Here is a 22,815-nt window from a genome sequence, read left to right as displayed (position 1 = left end):
ATTTTGTTCTTTTCCCACTAGACCGTGCATGCTTAGTCAAAATTTAAAGCAATATGACCATATACGTATAATTCTTTTGTTCATCTTTTATTATACGCTTTAAATGTGCTTGCTTCTGCTTTTTCCAGCGTCACCACAGCTGTAATCATGCTAAAAAAAGTTTTCAAATTATTTTTATTTTTTTGTTGACTTTTACATCGTACCTCGATATACTAACCTCAAATAAAAGTATATCGAGGTGCGATACAAAATGAGTGATGAAGATTTACACAAAGTATATAATCCGATGACAGAAACCGCCTTTTACGTTCTGCTATCCCTGCAAGAAGAAAGACACGGATATGGCATTATGCAAGATGTTGAAGAACTAACCAATAACCGACTCAGCTTTGGAGCCGGAACCTTATATGGTAGTTTGTCTAAGCTTAAAAAAGATGGTTTGATCGACATTGTTAAAGAAGAAGGCAAACGAAAAATTTATCAAATTACACCAACAGGAAAGAAATTTTTACTACTAGAAAAAAACCGTATTGAAGAACTATACAAAAATTCTGAGAGGATTGATTAACCATGAAAAAGTCCGTTTATAAATTTATCACTGTTGATAACTATGAAAAAGAAGAAGTCTTTTTGAAAGAAATGGCACTCAAAGGCTGGCAATTTACTGAATATAAAGGATTGAAATACCACTTTGAGCAAAGCGAACCAGAAAATATTGATTACCGTATAGATTATTTCGATGGTAAAAAAGACGAAAAAGACGATTACGTTCAATTGTTTGAAGACAGTGGTTGGACACTTGTAACTACATATACAATTTTCGACGGTGAATGGTGCTACTTCAAGAAAGCTGCACAAGACAATGAAGTAAATGAAATTTTTACAGATAATGAATCTAAAATTGCCCTTTTCGAGAAAATACGCTACCGCTGGACTCTGTATGGCTTTATGTTAATGGTGCTGATCCCATTCAGTCTTTCTACAACGTTACCAAGAGGGATTATTTTCCTTAGTATTCCCATGGTCATCCTGTTCAGTGTCGCGATTATTCTTTACGTCAAATTATGGTTAAACTTATCAATGAAAATTAAACGCATGAAGCGTTAATGTCTTATACATTGAGTAAAAGAGTAAGCCCACTTAGATTAACGACCTAAGTGGGCTTACTCTTTTTAAGTTGTTGAAGACGATAGATTGATTAGGAATAAAATCATCGCTAATAAGCTTGCTAATGTACGAACCTGATTCCATATTGTCCAAGTTTTAAGGAAGTGTCTCCATACCTTGCTCTCTTTATCTTCTGCACTAACCTTGGCTAATTCATTATTGAGCGGTACATTCCTTGTTCCTGTAACCATAAAACAGCCAAAGAAATATAATGCGGCGCCAATCAGTCCCCATATTGTAACTAGCGGAGTAAAGAAATATAAGACCATTAAAATCAAACTAGAAAAAGCTGTTCCTAAGAAGAACAAGAAAAACCAAGGATTCAAAACTGCTTTATTGATTTCTTGCATAGAAGCCAGTCCATTTGAATGAGAGACTTTAGAAAAAGCCTTCATGATAAAATTTGAAAAAGCAAAAAACATCCCTGCCACTAAGCCCGAACCAATTAGCGAAAAAAACAGTAGACTATTTACTATGTCATCCATAATGATGCTCCTTTAAAGTTTTGAGTCATCAGCGATTTGAAATGCAATCGACTGATCTTGACCTTCATAATCCACATCTGGAAATACGATTGTTTTAAACTCCTCGAGTTTATACGTATCTCCTTTAATCGTAAATTTCTCCTGTCCCTTTTTGATGATGTTAATGAGATCAACCGCTTCTTCGTTGGATATCATATATTCTTCTGGGAAATTATCTTTGTAAGTTAGAGTGACATCAATGTTTTCCATAAACGCGTCCTATCTTTTCAAGTTTTTAATGCTACTATTGTTCGCCGAACTGAAATGCGATTCCTTGCAGTTCGCCTTCATATTTCACATCTGAAAATGAAATCGAACTTAAATCTTCCGTGTTATATGTCTCTTCTTTAATAGTGAATTCCTGTACTTCCTCTTTAATCGTACGAATTAGATCTACCGCTTCTTCGTTAGACATTTTATGTTTTTTTGGAAAGCTATCGTTATAAAATAGTGTTACATTGACTTTATTCAAGTTATGTTCTCCTTTTTTTATCATGAATTTTCAAACTATCTTTTAAAGTATCTATTTTTTGGTATGTCAACACTTTTTTGAACAAAAATTATAAGGTGTAAATGATGATTGAGTTCACTTTCCTTCTGCCTCTCTAACTGAATGAGAGGCTAGTTTCGACCAGCTGGGGAACAACGGATTTGCAGACTTCCATTTCAGACTGTTCCTGTTCCCAATCTTTTCGATAATCGATAGGAGATTCGTAGTCCAATGATCCATGTGGGCGAAAATGATTCCACCAATGGACGTAGTCCATAAGTTGGACCTGCAGTTCATAGAGTGTATGGAATGTGTTGTCGTAGACAAATTCAAACTTTGGTATGTCAACACTTTTTTGAACAAAAATTATAAGGTGTAAATGATGATTGAGTTCACTTTCCTTTTGCCTCTCTAACTGAATGAGAGGCTAGTTTCGACCAGCTGGGGAACAACGGATTTGCAGACTTCCATTTCAGACTGTTCCTGTTCCCAATCTTTTCGATAATCGATAGGAGATTCGTAGTCCAATGATCCATGTGGGCGAAAATGATTCCACCAATGGACGTAGTCCATAAGTTGGACCTGCAGTTCATAGAGTGTATGGAATGTGTTGTCGTAGACAAATTCAAACTTAAATGATTTATACGTGGACTCCGCTACGGCATTGTCGTAAGGATTCCCTTTTCTACTTAACGAGCGCACAATATCAAAGGTATCCAGTAACTCATCAATAGTATGGTTGTCGAATTCTTTTCCCCGGTCAGTATGGAACACGTTGACCGTATGTAAATCACCCTTAACTGTAGCGAGAGCCTGCAGGACTAAGTCAGCTGTCTTATTGGGACCAGCAGAATACCCGATGATCTCGCGGTTAAACAAGTCTAAAATAAAACAAACATAGAACCACTTATTGGCAACTTTGACATAGGTCAAGTCCGTGACGATAGCTTTCATCGGCTCTTTCGGATTGAACTCACGGTTCAATGCGTTTTCAATCTTCGCTTGATTGACTCCACTCTTTTGTGGTTTGTATGATGGTCTATCATACTTGGACACCAGATGAAACTTTTTCATAATGTGTCCAATTCTCCGACGAGATACGATAAACGCACGCTTCTTCAATCTTTTCTTCAGTTTACGCGTGCCATAATTGTTTTTGCTTTTGGCAAACTCTTCAATAATCGCTTGTTCGAGTTCCGCGTCACTTTCTTTCTTTATTACTTCGTAATAATAAGATCCTCTACTGATCTTAAGGGCACGGCACATCGCTGATATAGAATAGTTATGTTTGTTGCGTTTGATTACTTCGACTTTCGCCCGAATATCAGCGCCGCTTGCTTTAAAATATCATTTTCCATCTTAAGCTGGGTATTTGCTTTCCTTAATTCTTTCAATTCTTTCTGTTCAGGTGTTAAGTTATCTCTTTCTTTGAATGAACCGGTTTGACTATGTTGACGTACCCATTTGTCAAAAGCCGATCCTGTAAGATCATATTCTTCTATGATTTCTTTTCTTGATTTTCCTGCTTTGTGTAAATCAACAATTTGTTTCTTAAATTCTTCTGTATAAGTTCGACGTGGACGACGAGTAGACATGATAGATTCCTCCTGTGTATGTTGTGTTTAGTATACACACCTTATCTTTTCTGTCCAACTGAGTGTAACCTATCCAGTAACCTATCCATTTATTATATATTTTGTGACTCTTACATACTATAGTCAATAATTTTCATTTTACGATATTTACGATTGGATGAATAGAATACTGTGAGCTTTTATACGAGAGATATTTTATGCTATAAGTAAGGTTCTATAATATATGACGTTGGTGAGAAATCACTAGCGTCATTTTTTTCTAAAAAAATAGAAAACAAGTGAGTTCTCCTGTAGAATGATAGTCGCCTAAAACCAAACATCTATAGGGGGAACTCACTTGCCTACTTCAAATGATATGCAAATTTATAGACTGTACACTGACTTATACTCCTACGGAATGTAAAAAATGTCAGGTGCCAAACAAAAACTTCTCTATCTATAAAAATGGGACTCAGACCTCTAGAATCACTTTTCCGATGTCTGGTATTTATCCGACCTATCTCAGAGTGAAAAAGCAGCGGTTCAAATGTAAATCTTGTGGATCAACGTTTACTGCCGAAACACCCATTGTAAAAGAGCAGTGCTTTATTTCTAACTTCATCAAAGCAGAAATACTGACGAAGTCAGCTGACGCACGTTCAATCAAGAGCTTGTCTGAAGAGACGACTGTCTCTGCCACAACCATTCAAAGAATCATCAATGAACAAGTGAAGTATTATCGACCTTACTATCATTCATTGCCTGAGAACTTGTCAGTGGATGAATTCAAGTATGGTGAAGGCCAAATGGCTTTTGAGTATATCGATGTTGTGACAGGTACGATATTAGATATTCTACCAAGTAGAGATACACGAACAATCAAAGATCACTTCTATTCTCGATATAGTCAAAAGCAAAGAAATCAGGTTAAACCTATTACGACAGATATGAATGCCAGTTACGTCAGCTTCTTACCTGAACTGTTTCCGAACGCTGATATCATTATCGATCGATTTCATATCGTTCAGCTCGTGAATCGATCCATGAACAAGACACGCGTAAAAGTCATGAATCGACTTCGAACCTCTAATGGAGAAGATCAAAAGAAATACAGACGATTAAAACGATTCTGGAAAAAACTTCTGAAGAAAGAGTCTGAATTATCTTATACCGTTTATCAATAGTTTCCGCTGTTTGGGCAACGTTTGGAAGCCGCAATTGTTTCAGAGATGTTGGCTTATGATCCAGAACTGAAAGAAACGTATAGGGTCTACCAAGCTGTTCTCAAGTCCGTTGAAGAGAATGACTCAAAGCAGTTAAGAGCTATTTTAGATCAACCTGCTTCTCCTGAACTATCTGGATACATGAAAACTAGTTTAAAGACGCTAAGAACTCATTTCACTCATATCCAAAACACCTTTATTTACCCTTATAACAACGGAAAGATAGAGGGAATCAATAACAAGATCAAAGTATTAAACCAGGTAGCCTATGGCTACAAGAACTTTATTCACTATAAAAATCGTATTATCCTACATTTCAATTTAAAACCAATTAGATTTAAACATCGAATAATAGAAAAAGGAAGAGACTGCACAGTAGCGTAAGCTAGCCGTGCAATCTCTTCCTGAGATCATTCTTGATTATCTAAATTCTTCACCAACGTCATTTGACGTAGAACCACTTTTTTAACTATATTGAATTCACTCTATTTTTAATCAAATATTAAATATTATTCTGTTAATTTAACATGACTAGTAACTTATATTTCATTCCCACTCAATTGTAGCAGGCGGCTTACTCGTAATGTCATACACTACTCTGTTAATGTGATCTACTTCGTTTACAATTCTTGTTGAGATTTTTTCTAGTACATCAAATGGAATTCTTGCCCAGTCTGATGTCATACCGTCGATTGACGTTACGGCACGGATTCCGATCGTGTAGTCATACGTTCTACCGTCTCCCATTACCCCAACGGATTTGAAGCCTGGTAAGACAGTGAAGTATTGCCATACATCGCGGTCAAGTCCTGCATTGGCGATTTCTTCGCGCAAGATTGCATCACTTTCACGAACAACTTCAATTTTCTCTTCTGTGATTTCGCCAAGTACACGAATCGCAAGTCCTGGTCCTGGGAATGGTTGACGCCATACTAAACTTGATGGCATACCTAACTCTTCTCCAAGCGCACGAACTTCATCTTTAAACAAGGTATTCATTGGCTCAATCAACTCAAACTGCATGTCTTCTGGCAGTCCACCAACGTTGTGATGTGATTTAATCGTTTGCGCAGTCGCTGTTCCACTTTCAATCACATCTGTATACAATGTACCTTGAGCTAGGAAATCGATGCCTTCGAGTTTTGTGGCTTCATCATTGAATACTTCAATAAATTCATTTCCAATGATTTTACGTTTCTGCTCAGGATCACTTACACCTGCCAGTTTGCTCATGAAACGTTCTTTTGCATCCACTCGAATCACGTTCAGTCCAAATTTATTCTCCAGACTCCCCATTACTTGATCGCCTTCATCTTTACGCAGCAAGCCGTGGTCAACAAAGATACATACCAGTTGGTCACCAATCGCTTTGTTCAGCAGCACACCCGTAACACTCGAATCTACCCCACCTGAAAGCCCAAGCAACACTTTACGGTCGCCAACTTGCTCACGAATCTTATCCACTTCTAAATCGATAAACTGACCCATATCCCAGTTACCTTCAAAGCCACATACGTTAAATGCGAAGTTACGTAGAATTTCATTTCCATGCTCTGTGTGACGCACTTCTGGGTGGAATTGAACAGCATGGAAGTTCTTTGCCTTATTTTCGATTGCGGCGATTGGACAATGTGGATTCACAGCTGTAATTTCGAATCCTTCTGGAAGTTCTGTTACATAGTCTCCGTGGCTCATCCAAACCGTTTCTTCTTGTTCAAGTGTTGTGAAAAGCTCTGCTGAGTGGTTCTTGATTTCAAGAGTCGCCTTACCATACTCACGAGTACCAGCCGGTTCTACTTTCCCACCTAGTTTATGTGCCATGAGTTGCATCCCGTAACAAATCCCAAAAATTGGAATACCCAATTCAAAAATCTCTGGATCAATTGAAAAAGCTTCTTCATCATAGACACTCATTGGTCCACCGGAGAAAATGATGCCTTTTACGTTTGATTCTTTTAACTCTTGAGCTGAAACCGTATGGGGTAAAAGTTCTGAGAAGACGCCAAACTCTCTAATACGACGCGTAATTAACTGGTTGAACTGGCTCCCAAAGTCCAGAACGGCCATTTTTTCTACTTGTTGCGCAATTGATTCACTCACTAAGACTGCACCTCTACTTTTAAATTTTACTTACTCGTTTTACTATGTACCTCATGGATACATCATGATTTTATATAGTGTATCATGATTGTTCGCTTTTATGTACCATAAATTCACTTTTTCACCGTTTTCTTTCTAAAATTAAAGAAAAGACAGTCATCCATAAAATGACTTTCTTTAACAAAACCTATTAAAATACGTACATCAAATTTCTAAAAAGAACAACTTTATTCCAAAACACGAATAATCTCTATATTTCTAAACCTACTAAACCGTATTCAATTAGCGAACAAGGAAATTTCAACTTTTGGTTGTCTACCAAACCGAATGAACGCCAACTTAATATAAAAAACTACAATATTTATCTGAAATACTTTTACTCAAAAAAACCTTTCTCGCGAATCAATTTAACGTTGAATCGCGAGAAAAGTTGAATGACATTTAATTAGAGTTCTTTATATTCTACTTCAAGCGCACGTTTAACAGCTGGTCTTTCAAGAATCTTGTCTGCCCAGGCTTTTAAGTTTGTATATTCATCTGCTTTCAAGAATTTATCGGCTTCGCCATACAATTCACCTTGAACTAAACGACCATACCATGGCCAGATTGCCATATCTGCAATTCCGTACTCGTCACCGTTGATGTACGCATTGTCTGCTAAATGTTTGTCTAAAAGATCTAGCTGACGTTTCGCTTCCATTGTGTAACGGTTGATTGGGTATTCTTGTGCTGTTGGTGCATAGTTGTAGAAGTGTCCAAAACCGCCACCTAAGAATGGTGCAGCTCCTGTTTGCCAGAACAACCAGTTCATGAGTTCCGTACGCTCAGCAAGTGCTGTTGGCATGAATGTTTCGAACTTTTCAGCTAGGTAAAGTAAGATCGATACGGATTCAAATACACGAATCGGTTCTTTTTCTGAATGATCCATTAGTGCTGGAATTTTAGAGTTGGGATTAATTTTGACAAAGTCACTGCCGAATTGATCTCCTCTTGAGATATCAATTTTATATAAATCATATCCAGCATTTTCAACACCGGCTTCTTTTAGCTCTTCAAGCATAATCGCTACTTTTACGCCATTTGGAGTACCAAGAGAATAGACTTGTAGAGGTTGATCTCCTACTGGTAGTTTTTGTTCGAATCGGCTTCCGGCTGTAGGCTGGTTACCTGTCTTGCTTTTTTCGTCTGGTTCCCATTCCCATACTTCTGGAATTTCATAGTTTGACATGTTATCCACTCCTTCTCATTTACTCTCAGTATACTGACTAATGATTTTTTTGACAAGAATTCCAATTACACTTGAAATATCCTATTATTCATTTGAGCTTTTTGTCTAGATGCTATATATTTATAACGTATTAAGACTATATAACAACGAAATCTATCTACTGAAATACTTGGACGGTATTGAATGTACTTCGTAAAATAGAATTAGAGTAGGTATACATCTTGGGAGTTCGGGACACAATAAAAAAACCAATAAATTTAATTTTGCCAATAATCTTATGGAGGTAATGAACGATTGAAAAAGAATCTTTTCTTAATTTTTGCATCGATTCTTTCTGTCAGTTTGTTAACTTCCTATGACGAGTCTTCTACTATCCACAGGAAATATAGTTTTCACCAGGTAAGTCCGGATTATTCAGAAAATGCATCTACAAATGTATCTTTAGAAGGCGACGAGTTATTCGATTATGCAGACTTATCTGATGCAACGATTGAAATAGTGATTGAGAATAATACTTCCGACAATATAGAATATGGGCAACTTTTTGAAGTTGAATTCTATGAGAACGGTTGGAAACACCTCAATGTAGAAGTTCCTCATAACGATATTTTAAATGTTTTAGAACCGGGAAAAAAATGATCAGTTAACGCTAGACATAGAGGGGTATTTTGTTGATTCAAACGATATAAAATCGGGAACTTATCGTCTTCAAAATGGTGAATCAATAGAAGTGCTAATTGTTATTGGTGGATTTGAGTAGAAAATCTTCAATTTAAATATCTCAGGTTTACAATTTAAATCCTATAATATTAAGCGTTGACGAGAATTTGCTAGCGTTTTTTTGTATTTCGGAAAATATTCTACTTGATATAGTAAATATTATATCGTGCATCTTTAAAATTTAACTAGAATCTTAAACCTTTTTTATATTGTAAATTTCAAGTTTAAGTTAGTCACCTAGTAAGAAAAGATGTTCCTATTTAATTGATTATCGGAAAATATCACCCGTCATTCGGTAAGCACTAACGCGCTTAGGCAACTTGGGACATTGAGAGTAGAGCCTTAGCAAAGCCAAAGCAGGCATGAGGCGTTTGATATCCGAGTATCTTCCGTAGATAGTCATTCATCCACTGTTGCATTCTCGAGCATTGTGCTTGGCTAATTTGACTGAGGGCATGATCAACAGATTCTTTGTCTTTACCCTTTAGTTTAAGGATGATTTCAAAGCGTGTTTGACGTTCAACTAACATCAATAAAATCGAATCGATTTTCACTTTATTTTCGACAAATGTGTCAATTTCCCAGTGACCAAAGGTTTGTCGGTCATCAATTTCTACTGGGCGATGTTCAATGGATTGGCCTAAAATCAGCTTGTTTGTCCGTCCTCTATAAGAAGCATCTTTTGGTTTGCGTGATAGTTTTTCAAATAAATCCATATTCTTGGTTCTCATATTACCCTTGTCAATCCTTCCATAAACAGTCATTGTACAGGGAATAATAGAAGAATCAAACAAGTCATGTGTTTTAGTAAAACCAATGACCACGTCCGGAGACCACTTTTCTAGTAACAGTTCATCATCCGCCAACTCAATAAATGTATCCGTGTCAGCCCATTTTGGCCGACAGTCGTAGTTCAATCGAAGCCTATCATAAGCTGCTTGTCCAGTATCTGGATCGTAGCTAGTCGCATAATAGTCATAAATTTTACCATTTTACTTTTGACTTTTGAGTTGAGTAATGGTTCCACGATGGATTTCACTATTAATGGTTTGCAGGGCGTGTTTCAATGCATTCGCAATTTGACGATTAAGGTAGTTCTCAGTCTTTAAAATAGCAGTTTGAGACCGTTCTGAATAAGATAAGTGTTTTCCCTTACGTGCTGATGTGTTATCGTTAGAGTGCGTCATATGAATCCATCCTGTCTATTGAGAGTTAGCGGTAACTTCAATATAATATGAAATTCACATGGTATTTTTTTAGGTTAGCCTAAGTGGCTAACTTTATTATAAAATCCAGCAAAAAACAAAATAGTTTAATTAGTCGATAAAAAAGCAATTAAATACATAGCATATTTTCGTATTTTTTTCATAAATTTCATGTAAAGATTTTTTTACCATTCTACGTATCTAAATTACAGTAACAATTTTGAGATACACATCTATATGATAGTAATTCTTTAATATCTTTGTAAAGTTTGATTAAAGTAATACAGATGTATCAACTTAGTTAGTAAAGGAACAAAATTAAAATTGAACATAGTTATGAACTAATTAGGATAGGTTAAATATTTTCAATATTGCTAATTATAAGTAAATTTTTTTAATTCAAAGATATTAAGCTTTCTATTATAATACTTAACATAATTCCACCCCTAGCTAACCATTTTTTCTATATAACTTATCATTTTTCTTTCATTTAATTGATCTGAAATAGTCGGCATTCGATTCACTAATTTTTTTGCCTGGTTGATTAACAATAAAGCTTTATCTTTTTCTTTTTCAACGATATAAACATATGCAGCTTGTATTCTTTTAGCATCTGCTCTTTCCATCTTATTAAAACTGCAGTAAGGTTCTCCACTCTTTATAACTTTTACTTCTTCTCTTTCTGGAGAAATTAATAACAATAAAAAAAAGTACTCTTTAGTAATTTCCAATTGATAGCTTGATTCAAGTTTATCTATAACTTCCCATAATGGTTCTATTATTTCAAATGCTAACTCGTATTTTTGTTCTTCATTATAAGCATTTACTAATACAGAATACATGATGATATTAGTAGGACTAAATATGGGTTGTCGTTCGTCTAAATACACATATTCTTTTAAATTTACATATGATTTTCCTTGCATTATTCCAACGTGAATTTTTAATATATTGTCTATTTGTCTTCTATAATCAATATTTTTCAAGCCTTTAAGAATATTTGCACCATCACTTTGTCCATATGGTATAGCATTACTAATACAAGATAAAATTCCTATTAATGTAAGTACTAACATACTAATTTTTATATATACATCAGTATTTACGAAATACAAGATTAAAGCAAATAAGAAAATAAGGAAATTTGCTATTATTCCTCCCAAATGATAAAAAATGAATTTGCTACTATTGGTTTTTGTTGGTGATATCATCAAACATTGACCTAAAGGAGCAGGGGATTTTCGTTTGCCAATTTCAATTTTCCGATTTTCTTTTATCCATATTATATTCATGATACTGAACAACAAAAACGAGTATCCTCCTAGCAATCCAGCAAATAGATGTCCTAGTTCATGAAATAATATATTAATTATTAATCCGAATAATATACTAACGAATAGAATGAAAGTAAAGTAAATATTCCACTCGTTCCAGATTATTTCACCTACTATATGCAATCCATAACCAATCATTAAATAATAGATTACTTTGGAAACTATTTTAACAAGACCATTGTTTAATATATTTTTTTTAAAGTTATTTATACCTTGCATTTTTATTCCTTTCGAAACTAAATTTCTATTAAATTTATAATTTAAATTTTTTATGGAGAAACGCAATTAGTCAATATTACATCATTTTTACAATCAATTTATATCATACTCTACTAAAAGATGTACTCGAAAATAACAGTCAAGTCCAAACTTCTGTGTAATTTGTACGATACTTTGTTTATCGTTTAGTTAGTTCGATTCAAACTGGATATATTTTCTTGGAGAACTTATCCAATTTTCGTGCACGTCCATCAGGACGGCTCCAATTAAGCGATTAGCTGAAGCAGTGTTTGGAAAAATACGGATCACTTTTTCTCTACGTCTAACTTCTTCATTTAATCGTTCAAGTAGGTTCGTACTTTTCAATCGGTTGTGACTTTTACCTACAACAGTATATTGGAAGGCGTCTTCGAAACCTTGATCTAACGCTCTACAAGCCTTCTGATATTTTGCCTGATCAGCGTATTCTTCAATCAATGCATTCTTAGCCTTACGAGCTAAATGAATATCTGTAAACTTAAATATCGCTTTTACTGCTTCACGAAAAGGTTTAGAGCCTTTTCTAGGTACTGAACTTAAAATGTTTCGCATAAAGTGAACTTGACATCTTTGCCAAGAAGTTTCTGTAAAGGAAGTCTGGATGGCAGAAACTAGGCCTTTGTGCGCATCTGAAATCACCAGTTTCGTACCTGTTAATCCACGATTTTTTAAATAGTCGAAAAAAGTTGTCCATGTCTCGTGGCTTTCTTCGTTTTGGAGCATAAGTCCAATGATCTGACGGTCTCCTTCTTCTGTGACACCTACAGCGATGTGGCAACTCTTAGAAATGACACGGTCGTCTACTCGTACTTTTATGTAGAGAACATCTACCATCAAGTAAGGGAACTTCGTTCCAGCAAGAGTTCGGTTCTGCCATTCTTTCACGATTGGATCTAATTGAACGTCAGAGATGAAACGAAAGATTTAGAGACTGACTTTCCACATAATTCTTCTACGATTTGAGAGACTTTACGAGTGGAGACACCAGAAACATACATTTCAAGCATAGAAGTCAATAAAGCTTTCTCGTTACGCTGATATCGTTCAAACACGGTAGGAGAAAAAGCACCGTCTCTTGTTCTTGGAACCTTCAGTTCCAACGTACCTACGCGAGTGGTCAGTTCTCTTTCATAGTAGCCATTGCGCTGCCCAGTTCGATTTTCAGAACGTTCGTAATCACCAGCTTGAATAAATTCCGTTCGTTGGTGTTCCATTAGTTGATTGAAAACCGTCGCTAAAACAACCTTAGCAGCGTCGTCTTTTACCGACGTTTCAATTATATTTTGTATCTCTTCTTTTTCTAGTGTAAAATGTACTTGGGTCATATGAATGCCTCCTGGTATGTTTTTAGTGGTTAAAAACATTGTACCGTACAGGCGATCATATGGCCTTTCTTTTTACACAATTATATGGACTTTATCAAAATAACTAATTAACCTGAATAATTCATACTTTTAATTTAAACCGTCTGAAACTGCTCAACGGCAGTCTATAATTACTTTTTAATTTTCACCTGTTAAGTGATGAAAAAAGAACGCCATTCTGATATGGTAAAGGTGACTAAACCAACCATAAGAAAGGAGTTCTTCTATTGATTAGTTTACAGAAAAATCAAGTTAATTTCAATTCAAACATGACCATTTCACATACAGGTGGCAGATTATCGAGTGATTCGGGTTTAGTGTTAGTTAAAGAAGTAATGAACACCTTCGGTTTCTCAGATTTAGCTAAATACCTGCTTCACATAAAAGATAATCGAGCTTACTTCACACATGATAATCTAGCGATATTTGAACAGCTCATTATGCAGCTAATCGCTGGCTATTCGGCGGACTCGTCAGCTAATTTGTTAAGACAAGATCCCGTATTCCAGATAGTACTAGGTAGTAAGCAGTTAGCATCACAGTCCTCGATCTCAAGATTTCTAGATCGTTTTACTGAAGAGAATATGGATCAATTTCAGTCATTGAATCAAGCATTAATTGACAAAGAACGTCTGATCCGCAATGACACCGAGTTAATCATTGATATCGATTCAACGCATTCAGATACCTATGGTCATCAAGAACAAACAGATTATAATGCCCATTATAAAACCTATGGGTATCATCCTCTAGTTGCCTTTGATGGACTGACTGGGGATTTCTTAAAAGCTGAACTGCGTTCAAGTAACCAGTACACATCCAAAGGCGTAAAAAAGTTGATAGAGCCACTGCTCGATCACTACTCTAATGCGTTACCCCATACCGACATTCTGGTTCGAGGAGATAGCGGATTCGCTACACCAGAGGTGTATGAGTCTTGCGAATCCAACAATAGTCACTATGTGATTCGATTAAAGAACAATAAACGCTTAGGTCAGCTAGCTGAACAGTCCATCCTCTATGGAGATAATCAAAAATGGGAAGAGCGAGAAGTCCAGTATTTTTCACTATCCTACCAAGCTCGATCATGGTCGAAACCTCGTCGTATCTGTATTCGCTCCGTTCGTGAAGGAGGAGAACTACTCTTCCACCATACGTTTATTGTGACTAATCTATCAGAAACTGTTTCACCTAAAGTCATTTTCTCTCTCTATGGCAAACGAGGGACAATGGAAAACTATATCAAAGAAGCCAAAGCAGGCTTTTATTTTGATAAAACCGACAGTCCACGCTTCTTAGAAAATCAAGTCAGAATGATGATGAGTGTCCTGGCTTATAACCTTGTTAATTTTCTAAAGACTATTGGCTTTGATAAAGTAAATCAGGGTATGACTATTCATTCTATTCGACTGAATTTGCTTAAAGTTGCCGGTAAACTCGTTCAAACAGGTAGGAAGGTTTATCTCAAACTGTCGAGTTATCATGTGCATCAAACTGAATTTTATAAGGTTTTCGAACGCCTGCGGCGATCCAGGCAATGGATTTAGAATAATTTTCGCATAAATTTTTAATTCGCTTCTTTTTTAAGGGGTCAGTCTGCACTTAAATAGACAAAAGACTTTTTAAGAACCTTCTTCCACAGGTATCCTGTTCGAAATCGCATCATTTTGAGAAAACGTATTTGGCTTTTTAAAAAAATAAGCAATTTGTCCAATAAAAATAACTTTAATGTAGAGCTATGAATTATTCAGGAGGAATTAATATTAATTTTAAATTTTAATGATAAGTAGTTAAAATGATTTTAAAATTAAAAATTTAAGGGTTAACAATTTCATTATATTCTTTTAATGATTTCGAACTAAAAAGTCCACTTTTTTCCCAATACTGATATTCATAATTTGTTTCATCATACCTACCTATAGCTCTCTTGTAAGTTTTAAAAATCGCCTCTTGTTTATGGGAAAACTTTGGGTTATGATTTTCTAAAATTTTTGTTATACTATTTGTTAATCTTTCCATATTTTCTTCTTCATTGTCATACGTATTCATAAATGTATAGGCATCTTCTACATTAGCCCCTGCTGTTTCTAATATACCAGATAAATACCTTATAACTTTTTCATTTCCGTTACTTTCGCTTGTGGTGATAATAATACATGGCTTTCCAACCAATTTGAAAAAATGAACCCACAAGGAAAATATTCTTTCAATAAACATAACCATTCCAGAAGAAGCCATATGACAATACACAGGAGTAGCCAGTATAATTAAATCGCTATCAAGCATTTCGTGTTTAATTTTTTCCACATCATCTTTGCTATCTTGATAATGAACTCCAGTTTCGTAAAAACTAGTATCTCCATTATGCGGAAAAAGTGTGGTGTTATAAAGATTATTATCATATATTTTACAGTCACTGAATTTACTCTTTATCGATTCGGTATAAGTATAGATTCGTGAACTTTTCTTCAATGAAGAATTAAAAATAAAAATTTTTTCCATTTTACACCTCTGTATTTTTATATAAAGATTTGTACAGTTCATTTTGTTCGATTAACTTTTCGTGAGTACCATAGCCTACGATTTTCCCTTGATTCATGACAATAATTTTATCGAAATGTTTGATCGTATCTAAACTATGAGAAATAAAAACCATACCGATAGGATAATTTTTTAAAGATGATATTATCTTCTCTTCGGAGATATTATCAAGAGAACTTGTTGCTTCATCTAACAACAGTAAATCTGGCATTTGTATTAATGATCTTGTAATAGCAATTTTTTGCTTTTGCCCTCCAGATAAATTCATGCCATCTTCAGATATTTTAGTATATTCTTTTTGAGGTAACGAATCTATTAATTCGTCCAATGTGGTATCCTTAATAACTTTTTTTAAATATGAGAGGTCTGTATCTAATTCTTTTAAAATCAAATTTTCTAAAATAGTCATATTAAAAATTGTGGTTTTCTGTGGAACATATCCAACCTTTTTATTATAGTCACTATAATTAACATTACTAAAGTCCATTCCATTAACTTTGAAGTCCCCAGATTTACTAGAATACAAACCTGCTAATATTTTGAGTAGTGTACTCTTGCCAGCCCCACTAGGTCCTACTAATGCAACTTTCTCATTTTCACTGACAGACAAACATATGTCTTCGATGATATTCTTTTCAAAATAACTATACGAAAATTTCACTTTCGATAAACTCAAATCGTTAACTTTGTCTATTTTCTCACCTAAATCATTTGAATAATTGTGACTTTTTTGAATTAAAACTTCATCAATTTTTTTCATATATGAATTCACAACCAAAGTTTGTCCAACAGTAGTAGCCACTTCGGATATTGGGTTTACGAATGTTGTAGCTAATGTCGTGAAACTAATTATCGTCCCCCAACTCAAATCATAATTGCTCCTCAAATAACTTCCGAAAATTATTATAAGAAAAGGAATAGAAAATTGAATAGTTTGTACAATATTGGAAAGCCAAGAAGTGACAATATTACTCTTCAAACTTATCTCTTGATGTTCATCAAAGTGATACTTCCAATCTCGGTAAAAATTATCTTCGATTCCTATAGCTTTAATTGTCTCAATTCCATTTAAAAGCTCTAAAAATGAACTTTGTGCAGAACTTTGTGCAGACATTATTTTATAGTTCAAAGACATTATATATCTGTTATTAATACTTGTTACTATTATAACAATTAGAGAAATTGATAATATTAGAAATGTTAATTCAATTGATAAATATATCATTATTGATATATAAACTACTGAGAAAACAATATCGATACTTGTTTTCAGTAAATGTGTATCTAACATCTGTTGTATATAACTTATTAAATTATATCTATATACGAGTTCCCCCGAACTTCTATTTACAAAAAATGATAACGGTAATTTAGTTATTTTATCAATATATTCTTTATTCAAGTTAGTGTTAAACTCTTTTTTCAACCGCTCTATACTAGTATTTCTATAAACCTGCACAAAAAAATACATTATTAATGATACGACAAAAAATATCAAAATATTTTGGTTTCTTAGTAAAACACTGTTATCTATTAAAGATCTTATCATTAATGAAAAAATCAATGTCAAACCTTGTACGAAAAAAGATAATAAGATAATAGTTATATATTTAGTTTTATTTTCTACAATTTGATTTAAAATAAATTTTTTCAAAAAACTTTTATTGTTAATTTGGATTTCTTCTGTAGTCTCTAAAGACTCAATATAAAGAATAACAGAACGATATTTTGACTGAAAACTTTTATAGCTTAATGTTTCTCTACCGATATTTGGATCAACTATAGTCACATTTCTTTTAGAAACTTTTTCTATAACGATAAAATGACTATTTTCCCAATAAGCAACACAAGGTAACATATCGTCTGTTATATTTCCAACGTTTACTTTTATGGCTTTACTTTTCAATCCGTATTCTTTAAATATAGTAGCTAGTTCATTAAAATTATTACCTCCTAAAGGCACTCCAAATTTTTCTCTTAAGTTTATTAAGTCACTTCTGATACCGTGGTAATTTAGCAACATAACTACACATGATAGGCCGCATTCACTATGTTCGTTTTGTTCTACGTACTTGACTTTCTTGTTCATAATTCCCCTTCTGTCTTTAAATTTATGAAAATTAATTTCTATAAAATATTGTCTTAAAAGAAAAAAACACTTATTTAATCCAGCGTAAGGACACTAGGCACTGTTTCTCTTGCAGTGATCCTTAACATTTGATAACCTATTCCAACTATGCCAGTAAACATACTATAATCGGGTAAATTAAAATCATTAATATTTTTAACCCCAAATGTACCAGAAGTATATTTCTTATCAATTATTTTAGACATTATTTTTTTTGCTAAATCTTCTCTTCCTATTCCTAAATAGAAATCGATTCTACCTGAATTCCCATGACATAGGGTGTCATCATCGCTTAATTTGTTACTTGTTATATGTTGCTCTGCTATTCTCACATCATTTTCGATAACACTATCATTATAGTAGTCTTTAATTTTCATCCTACTTATACCAATACCTAAAGATCCATGACACCAATACGAAGGATACTTATTATACACGTCCTCTCTGTTATCAATCCAACTACCTTTATCAGCTTTGAAATATTCATTATCTAAAGTAATTAATTTTTTTCCAATGTCTGTATATTCTTTGTCTTCCAAAATGTTACCGATTTTAAAAAATAGAAATGCCAATGAGCTGTATCCATGCGAAAACCCACCTAACTTGGTAGTCGATAACTGTTGCTTTATGATTTCTGCACAAATAGTAGGGAGTTCTAGGTACTTGTGATTACTAGTTTCTGTAAAAATATTCAAGTATACATTTGCTAAGCTTGAGATACCATTAATCCAATCATTCTTTTGTAAGTTCTCCTCTAAATCTATTGATATTAAAGATGTAATTTCGTCAACTTTTTCTAAATAACTTGCGTCTTTCTCTTCTACATACAGTCTATAATATAAGTATAGTTTCCCTGTTTCTCCATTGAATAAATCATTTGAGTTAGTATATTTATTGTGTTCGATAGAATACAATAACTTTTCATAAAAATCATAGTATTTATTTTTTTTACTAACTTTACTTAGATAATAAAAAAATAGAGCTATTCCAACATGTCCAGAGTACAAAGAGTTATTCATAATTAAAGGAGATACCGACTTCTCATCATACCCAAAAGTGAAAAAGGATGCTTCCTTTTCATTAGAATATGCTTTACTAATTATCCAATCTCCAATTACACATGCTTCCTCTAGCTCATTGAATCCTTTCGCCAGAGCTACATTAGATTCATCGTAATTTCTTTCTTTCAATTCTACTAGATTATTATATTTATAAATTTTACTGATCAATAATGACTTTTGAAGTTCTTTATCTCTTAAACTACCAGTTTCTCTTTTCGAACAACTTTCGATAAAAAACTTTTCGGAACACACGTTCATATCACTTGAATATAAATGATCGTCATCTACTCTATTAAAAAATATCGGAATATCATTAGAGATTAAGTCATTATATTCATTAATCAATATATTGTCATCGTATTCATTACTGAATAAATTCATTAAAATATTTTCTCGCAAAATGCTATTTTTTAAATACCCAGGATGATAGGTTGCTTCAAGAAGACTCGCATAGTTTTGTGTATTTCTTAGCAAGTGTCTAACAATAAAGTCATCCGGCACATCTTCAGAAAGAACATCCGGATTGCCTAAAATAAAATTGTATAAATTGTTAAACCCTTCTATTATTTCTCTATTATATTCATGATAATCTATCTCTTCTGAATGATGAATTACTAGATTATTAGATTTTTCAATTTCCAATTCCTGTTCTTCTAACTTCATAGTATCAAGTCCTAGATTAACAATTTTTTGTGCTTTTATAATGTTTTTTTCTTTACCCCCTGATAATGCACTAAGATTGATATTGAAGTGAGTCATATCCTCAGGTAATAACCCAGAGCTTAAAACGCTTTTGTTAAACACCAAAATCATCTTTTTGTATAACGAAGATAATTCTTTCGGAAACTTTTTGCTTTTTTGTAAGATCATTTCTAAATCTGTAACTACAGGATATTTTCCATTAGCTATTAAGTTTTCCATATGTAAATCTTTACCTGAGAAAAAGTGCATTAGACAAAGCAGTTGTCCAAATCTTATATAGTATTCCTTTACTTCTTTTCTTGTTTCACAAGGTTTTTGTTCGACAAACTCTTCAATGGAAAAATATTTGCTATAAAAACCTTTATAAACTTTAAAATTTAATATTGATAATTCATTTTCAATATTATTATTAATCTTGTTTAATATATTGTTGTAATACGTTACTACTCTTAAATCTTTAGGCTTATATATTATTGTTCGATTACCTTCTAACAGTATTTTAATTACAGTTTGTCCCTTTTGATGAGAATCTCCTTCTCCCAATTCAATATTTTTCAATTTAGTATTACTTATAAATCCAAGAACATTAGAAATAGAGTTTAAATTTTGTGAATATCTTTCGAAAAATATTTTTATATTTTCTATTTCATTATCAACATTAGTGGCTAATAATCTACACAATACCGGATACTTAGAGTAATAATTTTCAATGTTAGTAATATCAGTACCTAACTTACAAAAATTTAGAAACCCTTCTTCTGAACTTTTCTTAATTTTTGTATTTTGCTCTCTATAATTGTTCAACTCTACAATCAATGACTTATATGAGATCTTCATCATATTCTCTTTGATTTGATATACCAATGATGTAGTTAAATCTTGTACCGAATCTATATAATTATCATATTCTAATAGCACTTTAGCTATTTCTTTTTTAAAATATTCCTCGAAAATCTTTAAATAAATAGTTAAGTCTAAACTTTTCATATCTGAAAAGTATTTGTTTTGAGAAGTATATTTTAGCGAATCAGAGTATACTTGATACCATTTACTACTGAGTAAAAAATTTTCGTATTGTTTGTCATATTTATTATTTTCCATATCTACTACGTTAGAGAATATGTCAATATCATAATCAAACTTCTCTAACATTTTAGAAAAATTATCTTCATTCAGTAAACTTTTTAATTCTCTAAACTTTATTAAAGCTTGTTTATTAAAAATCATTTTTTCGTTAGATTTGTTCAATATTGCATACTTTTCGTTAATAGTTAAAGCGTTTATAAATTTCATATTCCACCTCTTCTTTTTTATTATGTAATTTTAATAAACCAAACCAAAAGTCGTTCTTTTCAAGTTCATTTTTAAAAAGAACGACCTCCTGCTCAGTTTTGGCTGGCTATACATTAATTACAAAAAACTATTTACAATTGAACGCTGCACTTCCTAGCCAACTTATTACGAAACTTCCAAAGAATGCACTTACCCCTTGAGGACTAACTTCCATATCTTCCGAAGCACCCACTATACTTTTCATCTCTTCTTCCGACAACTCATGAAAAGAAGGTCCTAGGTAATCCATACTATTTGCTATGTTATTTTCGTTCATAGATGATCCCTCCTCTTAACAATGTCTGTAAGATATTAATCCAGATACAGCGCTAACACAAGCTTTTGCACTGACAGCAGATACATATTTAGAAACAAAAGTAGCTATTGGTGATACCACTATAGCATTCGTTTCTACAATTTCTCCACCTACAATTTCAGCCATTTCAGCCTCATTTAATTCATGGAACGAGGGGCCGATGTAAGTCTTATCATCTTTATTCATAATTTCACCTCTTTTCTTTTTTTATTATTTGCTGGATTTTATAATGAAGTTAGCCACTTAGGCTAACTCATAAAAAAACGCCATGTGAATTTCATGTTATATTGAAGTTACCACTAACTCTCAATAGACAGGATGAATTCACATGACGCACTCTAACGATAACACATTAGCACGTAAGGGAAAACACTTATCTTATTCAGAACGGTCGCAAATTGCGATATTGAGGACTGAAAATTACTCTAATCGTCAAATTGCTCATGCGTTAGGACGTGTCCCGCAAACCATTAATAGTGAGATCCATCGTGGAACCATTACTCAACTTAAACGTCAAAAGCAAAACGGTAAAGTTTATGACTACTATACGACTAGCTATGATCCCAATGCCGGACAAGCAGCTTATGATAGGCTTCGATTGAACTGCGGCCGTCGGCCAAAATGGGCTGATACGGATGCTTTTATTAAATGGGCCGATGATAAACTATTACTAGAAAAGTGGTCTCCAGATGTAATTATTGGTTTTGCTAAAACACATGACTTGTTTGATTCTTCTATTATTCCCTGTACGACGACTCTTTATGGATGGATTGACAAAGGGATCATGAGAGCCAAGAATATGGATCTACTTGAAAAACTATCACGAAAACCAAAAGACACTTCTTATAGAGGACGAACAAACAAACGAATTTTAGGCCAATCTATTGAACAAAGACCTCCAGAAATTGATAATAGACAGACTTTTGGACACTGGGAAATCGATACAGTTGTCGGAAATAAAGTGAAAACCGATTCGGTTTTATTGACGTTAGTTGAACGTCAAACACGCTTTGAAATCATCCTTAAGCTCAGAGGTAAAGATAAAGAATCCGTTGATCAGGCAATCCAACAATTACGGCTTAAAGCCGGCGATACCTTTTCTAAAGTATTTAAGACCATCACCTCGGATAATGGATCTGAGTTTGCAGGGCTTCACGAAGCGCTGAAAGAGACACTTGAAGTGTATTTTAGTCATCCGTATGCTTCGTGGGAAAGAGGCACAAGCGAGAACCAGCATAAATTTATCCGCCGATTTATTCCAAAAGGTAAAGCTATCAGTCATTTTAGTGAAACTCAGTGCTTGAGAATACAACAATGGATGAATGACTATCCTCGGAAAATACTTGGCTATAAAACCCCTCATGACTGTTTTGCCAATGCTCTACGCTTGTTGTCCCAAGTGGTCTAAGCACGTTAGTGCTGAAGAAATGACGACTATATCCTTCAACAACCCACTAACAATTAAGGTCAAATATCTTTTTTAACTAGGTGACTAACTTAAACTTGAAATTTACGTTTTTTATTATTTATAGCATTAAAAATTTAAAA

At 33.7% G+C, this 22,815-nt stretch carries 20 protein-coding genes and 2 pseudogenes; 6 read left to right on the top strand and 16 right to left on the bottom strand.

All coding sequences use genetic code 11. From position 1 onward, the window contains the following. Nucleotides 1-250 precede the first annotated feature (250 nt). Entirely contained in the window at nt 251-568 is a 318-nt protein-coding gene (locus LG377_RS03210; protein ID WP_225743267.1) for a PadR family transcriptional regulator, read from the top strand. Between the two features lie 2 nt (nt 569-570). Then, nucleotides 571-1,107 (top strand): DUF2812 domain-containing protein, encoded by a 537-nt coding sequence (locus LG377_RS03205; RefSeq protein ID WP_225743266.1) that lies wholly within the window; start codon nt 571-573, stop codon nt 1,105-1,107. A gap of 65 nt (nt 1,108-1,172) precedes the next feature. On the opposite strand, the gene LG377_RS03200 is transcribed toward LG377_RS03205, so the two are convergent. The 5 genes from LG377_RS03200 to LG377_RS03180 all read right to left on the bottom strand — a co-directional run bounded on the left by LG377_RS03200 (nt 1,173) and on the right by LG377_RS03180 (nt 3,776). Continuing rightward, nucleotides 1,173-1,652, bottom strand: coding sequence for a DUF1772 domain-containing protein (locus LG377_RS03200; protein WP_225743265.1), 480 nt, complete (start codon nt 1,650-1,652; stop codon nt 1,173-1,175). A 12-nt stretch (nt 1,653-1,664) separates the two neighbouring features. Then, nucleotides 1,665-1,901, bottom strand: coding sequence for a hypothetical protein (locus tag LG377_RS03195; RefSeq protein WP_225743264.1), 237 nt, complete (start codon nt 1,899-1,901; stop codon nt 1,665-1,667). Between the two features lie 34 nt (nt 1,902-1,935). Then, the gene (locus LG377_RS03190; RefSeq protein ID WP_225743263.1) at nt 1,936-2,163 is read right to left on the bottom strand and encodes a hypothetical protein; all 228 of its coding nucleotides are present in this window, start codon (nt 2,161-2,163) and stop codon (nt 1,936-1,938) included. 133 nt (nt 2,164-2,296) lie between these two features. Beyond that, nucleotides 2,297-2,524, bottom strand: a complete 228-nt coding sequence (locus LG377_RS12500; RefSeq protein ID WP_370632559.1) for an IS3 family transposase — start codon at nt 2,522-2,524, stop codon at nt 2,297-2,299. A 68-nt stretch (nt 2,525-2,592) separates the two neighbouring features. Next, nucleotides 2,593-3,776, bottom strand: a protein-coding gene (locus tag LG377_RS03180; protein WP_225743066.1) for an IS3 family transposase whose coding sequence is annotated in 2 segments (ribosomal slippage) — nt 2,593-3,491 and nt 3,491-3,776 — 1,185 coding nt in all. Because the reading frame shifts where the segments join, the coding sequence is not laid out codon by codon here. Nucleotides 3,777-4,126: 350 nt separating this feature from the next. Here LG377_RS03180 and LG377_RS03175 point away from each other — a divergent pair. Further along, nucleotides 4,127-5,362: pseudogene (locus LG377_RS03175) on the top strand (ISL3 family transposase). Between the two features lie 162 nt (nt 5,363-5,524). On the opposite strand, the gene guaA reads toward LG377_RS03175, so the two are convergent. Then, nucleotides 5,525-7,045: a glutamine-hydrolyzing GMP synthase gene (gene guaA / locus LG377_RS03170; RefSeq protein ID WP_305067561.1), complete on the bottom strand. Its 1,521-nt coding sequence runs from the start codon at nt 7,043-7,045 to the stop codon at nt 5,525-5,527. Between the two features lie 478 nt (nt 7,046-7,523). Further along, the gene (yghU, locus tag LG377_RS03165; protein WP_225743262.1) at nt 7,524-8,306 is read right to left on the bottom strand and encodes a glutathione-dependent disulfide-bond oxidoreductase; all 783 of its coding nucleotides are present in this window, start codon (nt 8,304-8,306) and stop codon (nt 7,524-7,526) included. 294 nt (nt 8,307-8,600) lie between these two features. Here yghU and LG377_RS03160 point away from each other — a divergent pair, with 294 nt between their 5' ends. Further along, the gene (locus LG377_RS03160; protein WP_225743261.1) at nt 8,601-8,945 is read left to right on the top strand and encodes an immunoglobulin-like domain-containing protein; all 345 of its coding nucleotides are present in this window, start codon (nt 8,601-8,603) and stop codon (nt 8,943-8,945) included. 392 nt (nt 8,946-9,337) lie between these two features. Here LG377_RS03160 and LG377_RS03155 read toward each other — a convergent pair whose 3' ends face one another. From LG377_RS03155 to LG377_RS03140, 4 genes and pseudogenes are all read right to left on the bottom strand, one after another. After that, nucleotides 9,338-10,009, bottom strand: a complete 672-nt coding sequence (locus tag LG377_RS03155) for an IS30 family transposase (RefSeq protein WP_225744618.1) — start codon at nt 10,007-10,009, stop codon at nt 9,338-9,340. Nucleotides 10,010-10,018: 9 nt separating this feature from the next. Continuing rightward, on the bottom strand, nt 10,019-10,213 hold the full coding sequence (locus LG377_RS03150; RefSeq protein WP_225743260.1) for a helix-turn-helix domain-containing protein: 195 nt from the start codon (nt 10,211-10,213) through the stop codon (nt 10,019-10,021). A 464-nt stretch (nt 10,214-10,677) separates the two neighbouring features. Next, nucleotides 10,678-11,784 (bottom strand): hypothetical protein, encoded by a 1,107-nt coding sequence (locus LG377_RS03145; protein ID WP_225743259.1) that lies wholly within the window; start codon nt 11,782-11,784, stop codon nt 10,678-10,680. Nucleotides 11,785-11,973: 189 nt separating this feature from the next. After that, nucleotides 11,974-13,148 (bottom strand): annotated as a pseudogene (locus tag LG377_RS03140) (IS256 family transposase). Between the two features lie 266 nt (nt 13,149-13,414). On the opposite strand from LG377_RS03140, the gene LG377_RS03135 reads away from it, so the two are divergent. Next, nucleotides 13,415-14,734 carry an IS1380 family transposase gene (locus tag LG377_RS03135; protein WP_225743258.1) on the top strand — a complete coding sequence of 440 codons (1,320 nt, stop codon included), beginning with the start codon at nt 13,415-13,417 and terminating at the stop codon, nt 14,732-14,734. A 268-nt stretch (nt 14,735-15,002) separates the two neighbouring features. Here LG377_RS03135 and LG377_RS03130 read toward each other — a convergent pair whose 3' ends face one another. The 5 genes from LG377_RS03130 to LG377_RS03110 form a co-directional block, all read right to left on the bottom strand. Beyond that, on the bottom strand, nt 15,003-15,689 hold the full coding sequence (locus LG377_RS03130) for a flavodoxin family protein (protein ID WP_225743257.1): 687 nt from the start codon (nt 15,687-15,689) through the stop codon (nt 15,003-15,005). 1 nt (nt 15,690) lies between these two features. Next, nucleotides 15,691-17,817, bottom strand: a complete 2,127-nt coding sequence (locus tag LG377_RS03125; protein ID WP_225743256.1) for a peptidase domain-containing ABC transporter — start codon at nt 17,815-17,817, stop codon at nt 15,691-15,693. A 74-nt stretch (nt 17,818-17,891) separates the two neighbouring features. After that, nucleotides 17,892-20,912 carry a type 2 lanthipeptide synthetase LanM gene (gene lanM, locus LG377_RS03120; protein ID WP_225743255.1) on the bottom strand — a complete coding sequence of 1,007 codons (3,021 nt, stop codon included), beginning with the start codon at nt 20,910-20,912 and terminating at the stop codon, nt 17,892-17,894. 127 nt (nt 20,913-21,039) lie between these two features. Continuing rightward, nucleotides 21,040-21,228, bottom strand: coding sequence for a lichenicidin A2 family type 2 lantibiotic (locus LG377_RS03115; protein ID WP_225743254.1), 189 nt, complete (start codon nt 21,226-21,228; stop codon nt 21,040-21,042). 15 nt (nt 21,229-21,243) lie between these two features. Then, complete coding sequence (locus LG377_RS03110; protein WP_225743253.1) at nt 21,244-21,453, bottom strand: lichenicidin A2 family type 2 lantibiotic; 210 nt, start codon at nt 21,451-21,453, stop codon at nt 21,244-21,246. Nucleotides 21,454-21,595: 142 nt separating this feature from the next. Here LG377_RS03110 and LG377_RS03105 point away from each other — a divergent pair, with 142 nt between their 5' ends. Further along, nucleotides 21,596-22,675, top strand: a complete 1,080-nt coding sequence (locus LG377_RS03105; protein ID WP_225743252.1) for an IS30 family transposase — start codon at nt 21,596-21,598, stop codon at nt 22,673-22,675. Nucleotides 22,676-22,815 lie beyond the last annotated feature (140 nt).

It is taken from the genome of Marinilactibacillus sp. Marseille-P9653 (assembly GCF_916618885.1).
Taxonomy (GTDB): Bacteria; Bacillota; Bacilli; order Lactobacillales; family Carnobacteriaceae_A; genus Marinilactibacillus.
Note: the sequence above shows the minus strand (reverse complement) of the source record. Positions and strands in the feature narration are given on the sequence as shown.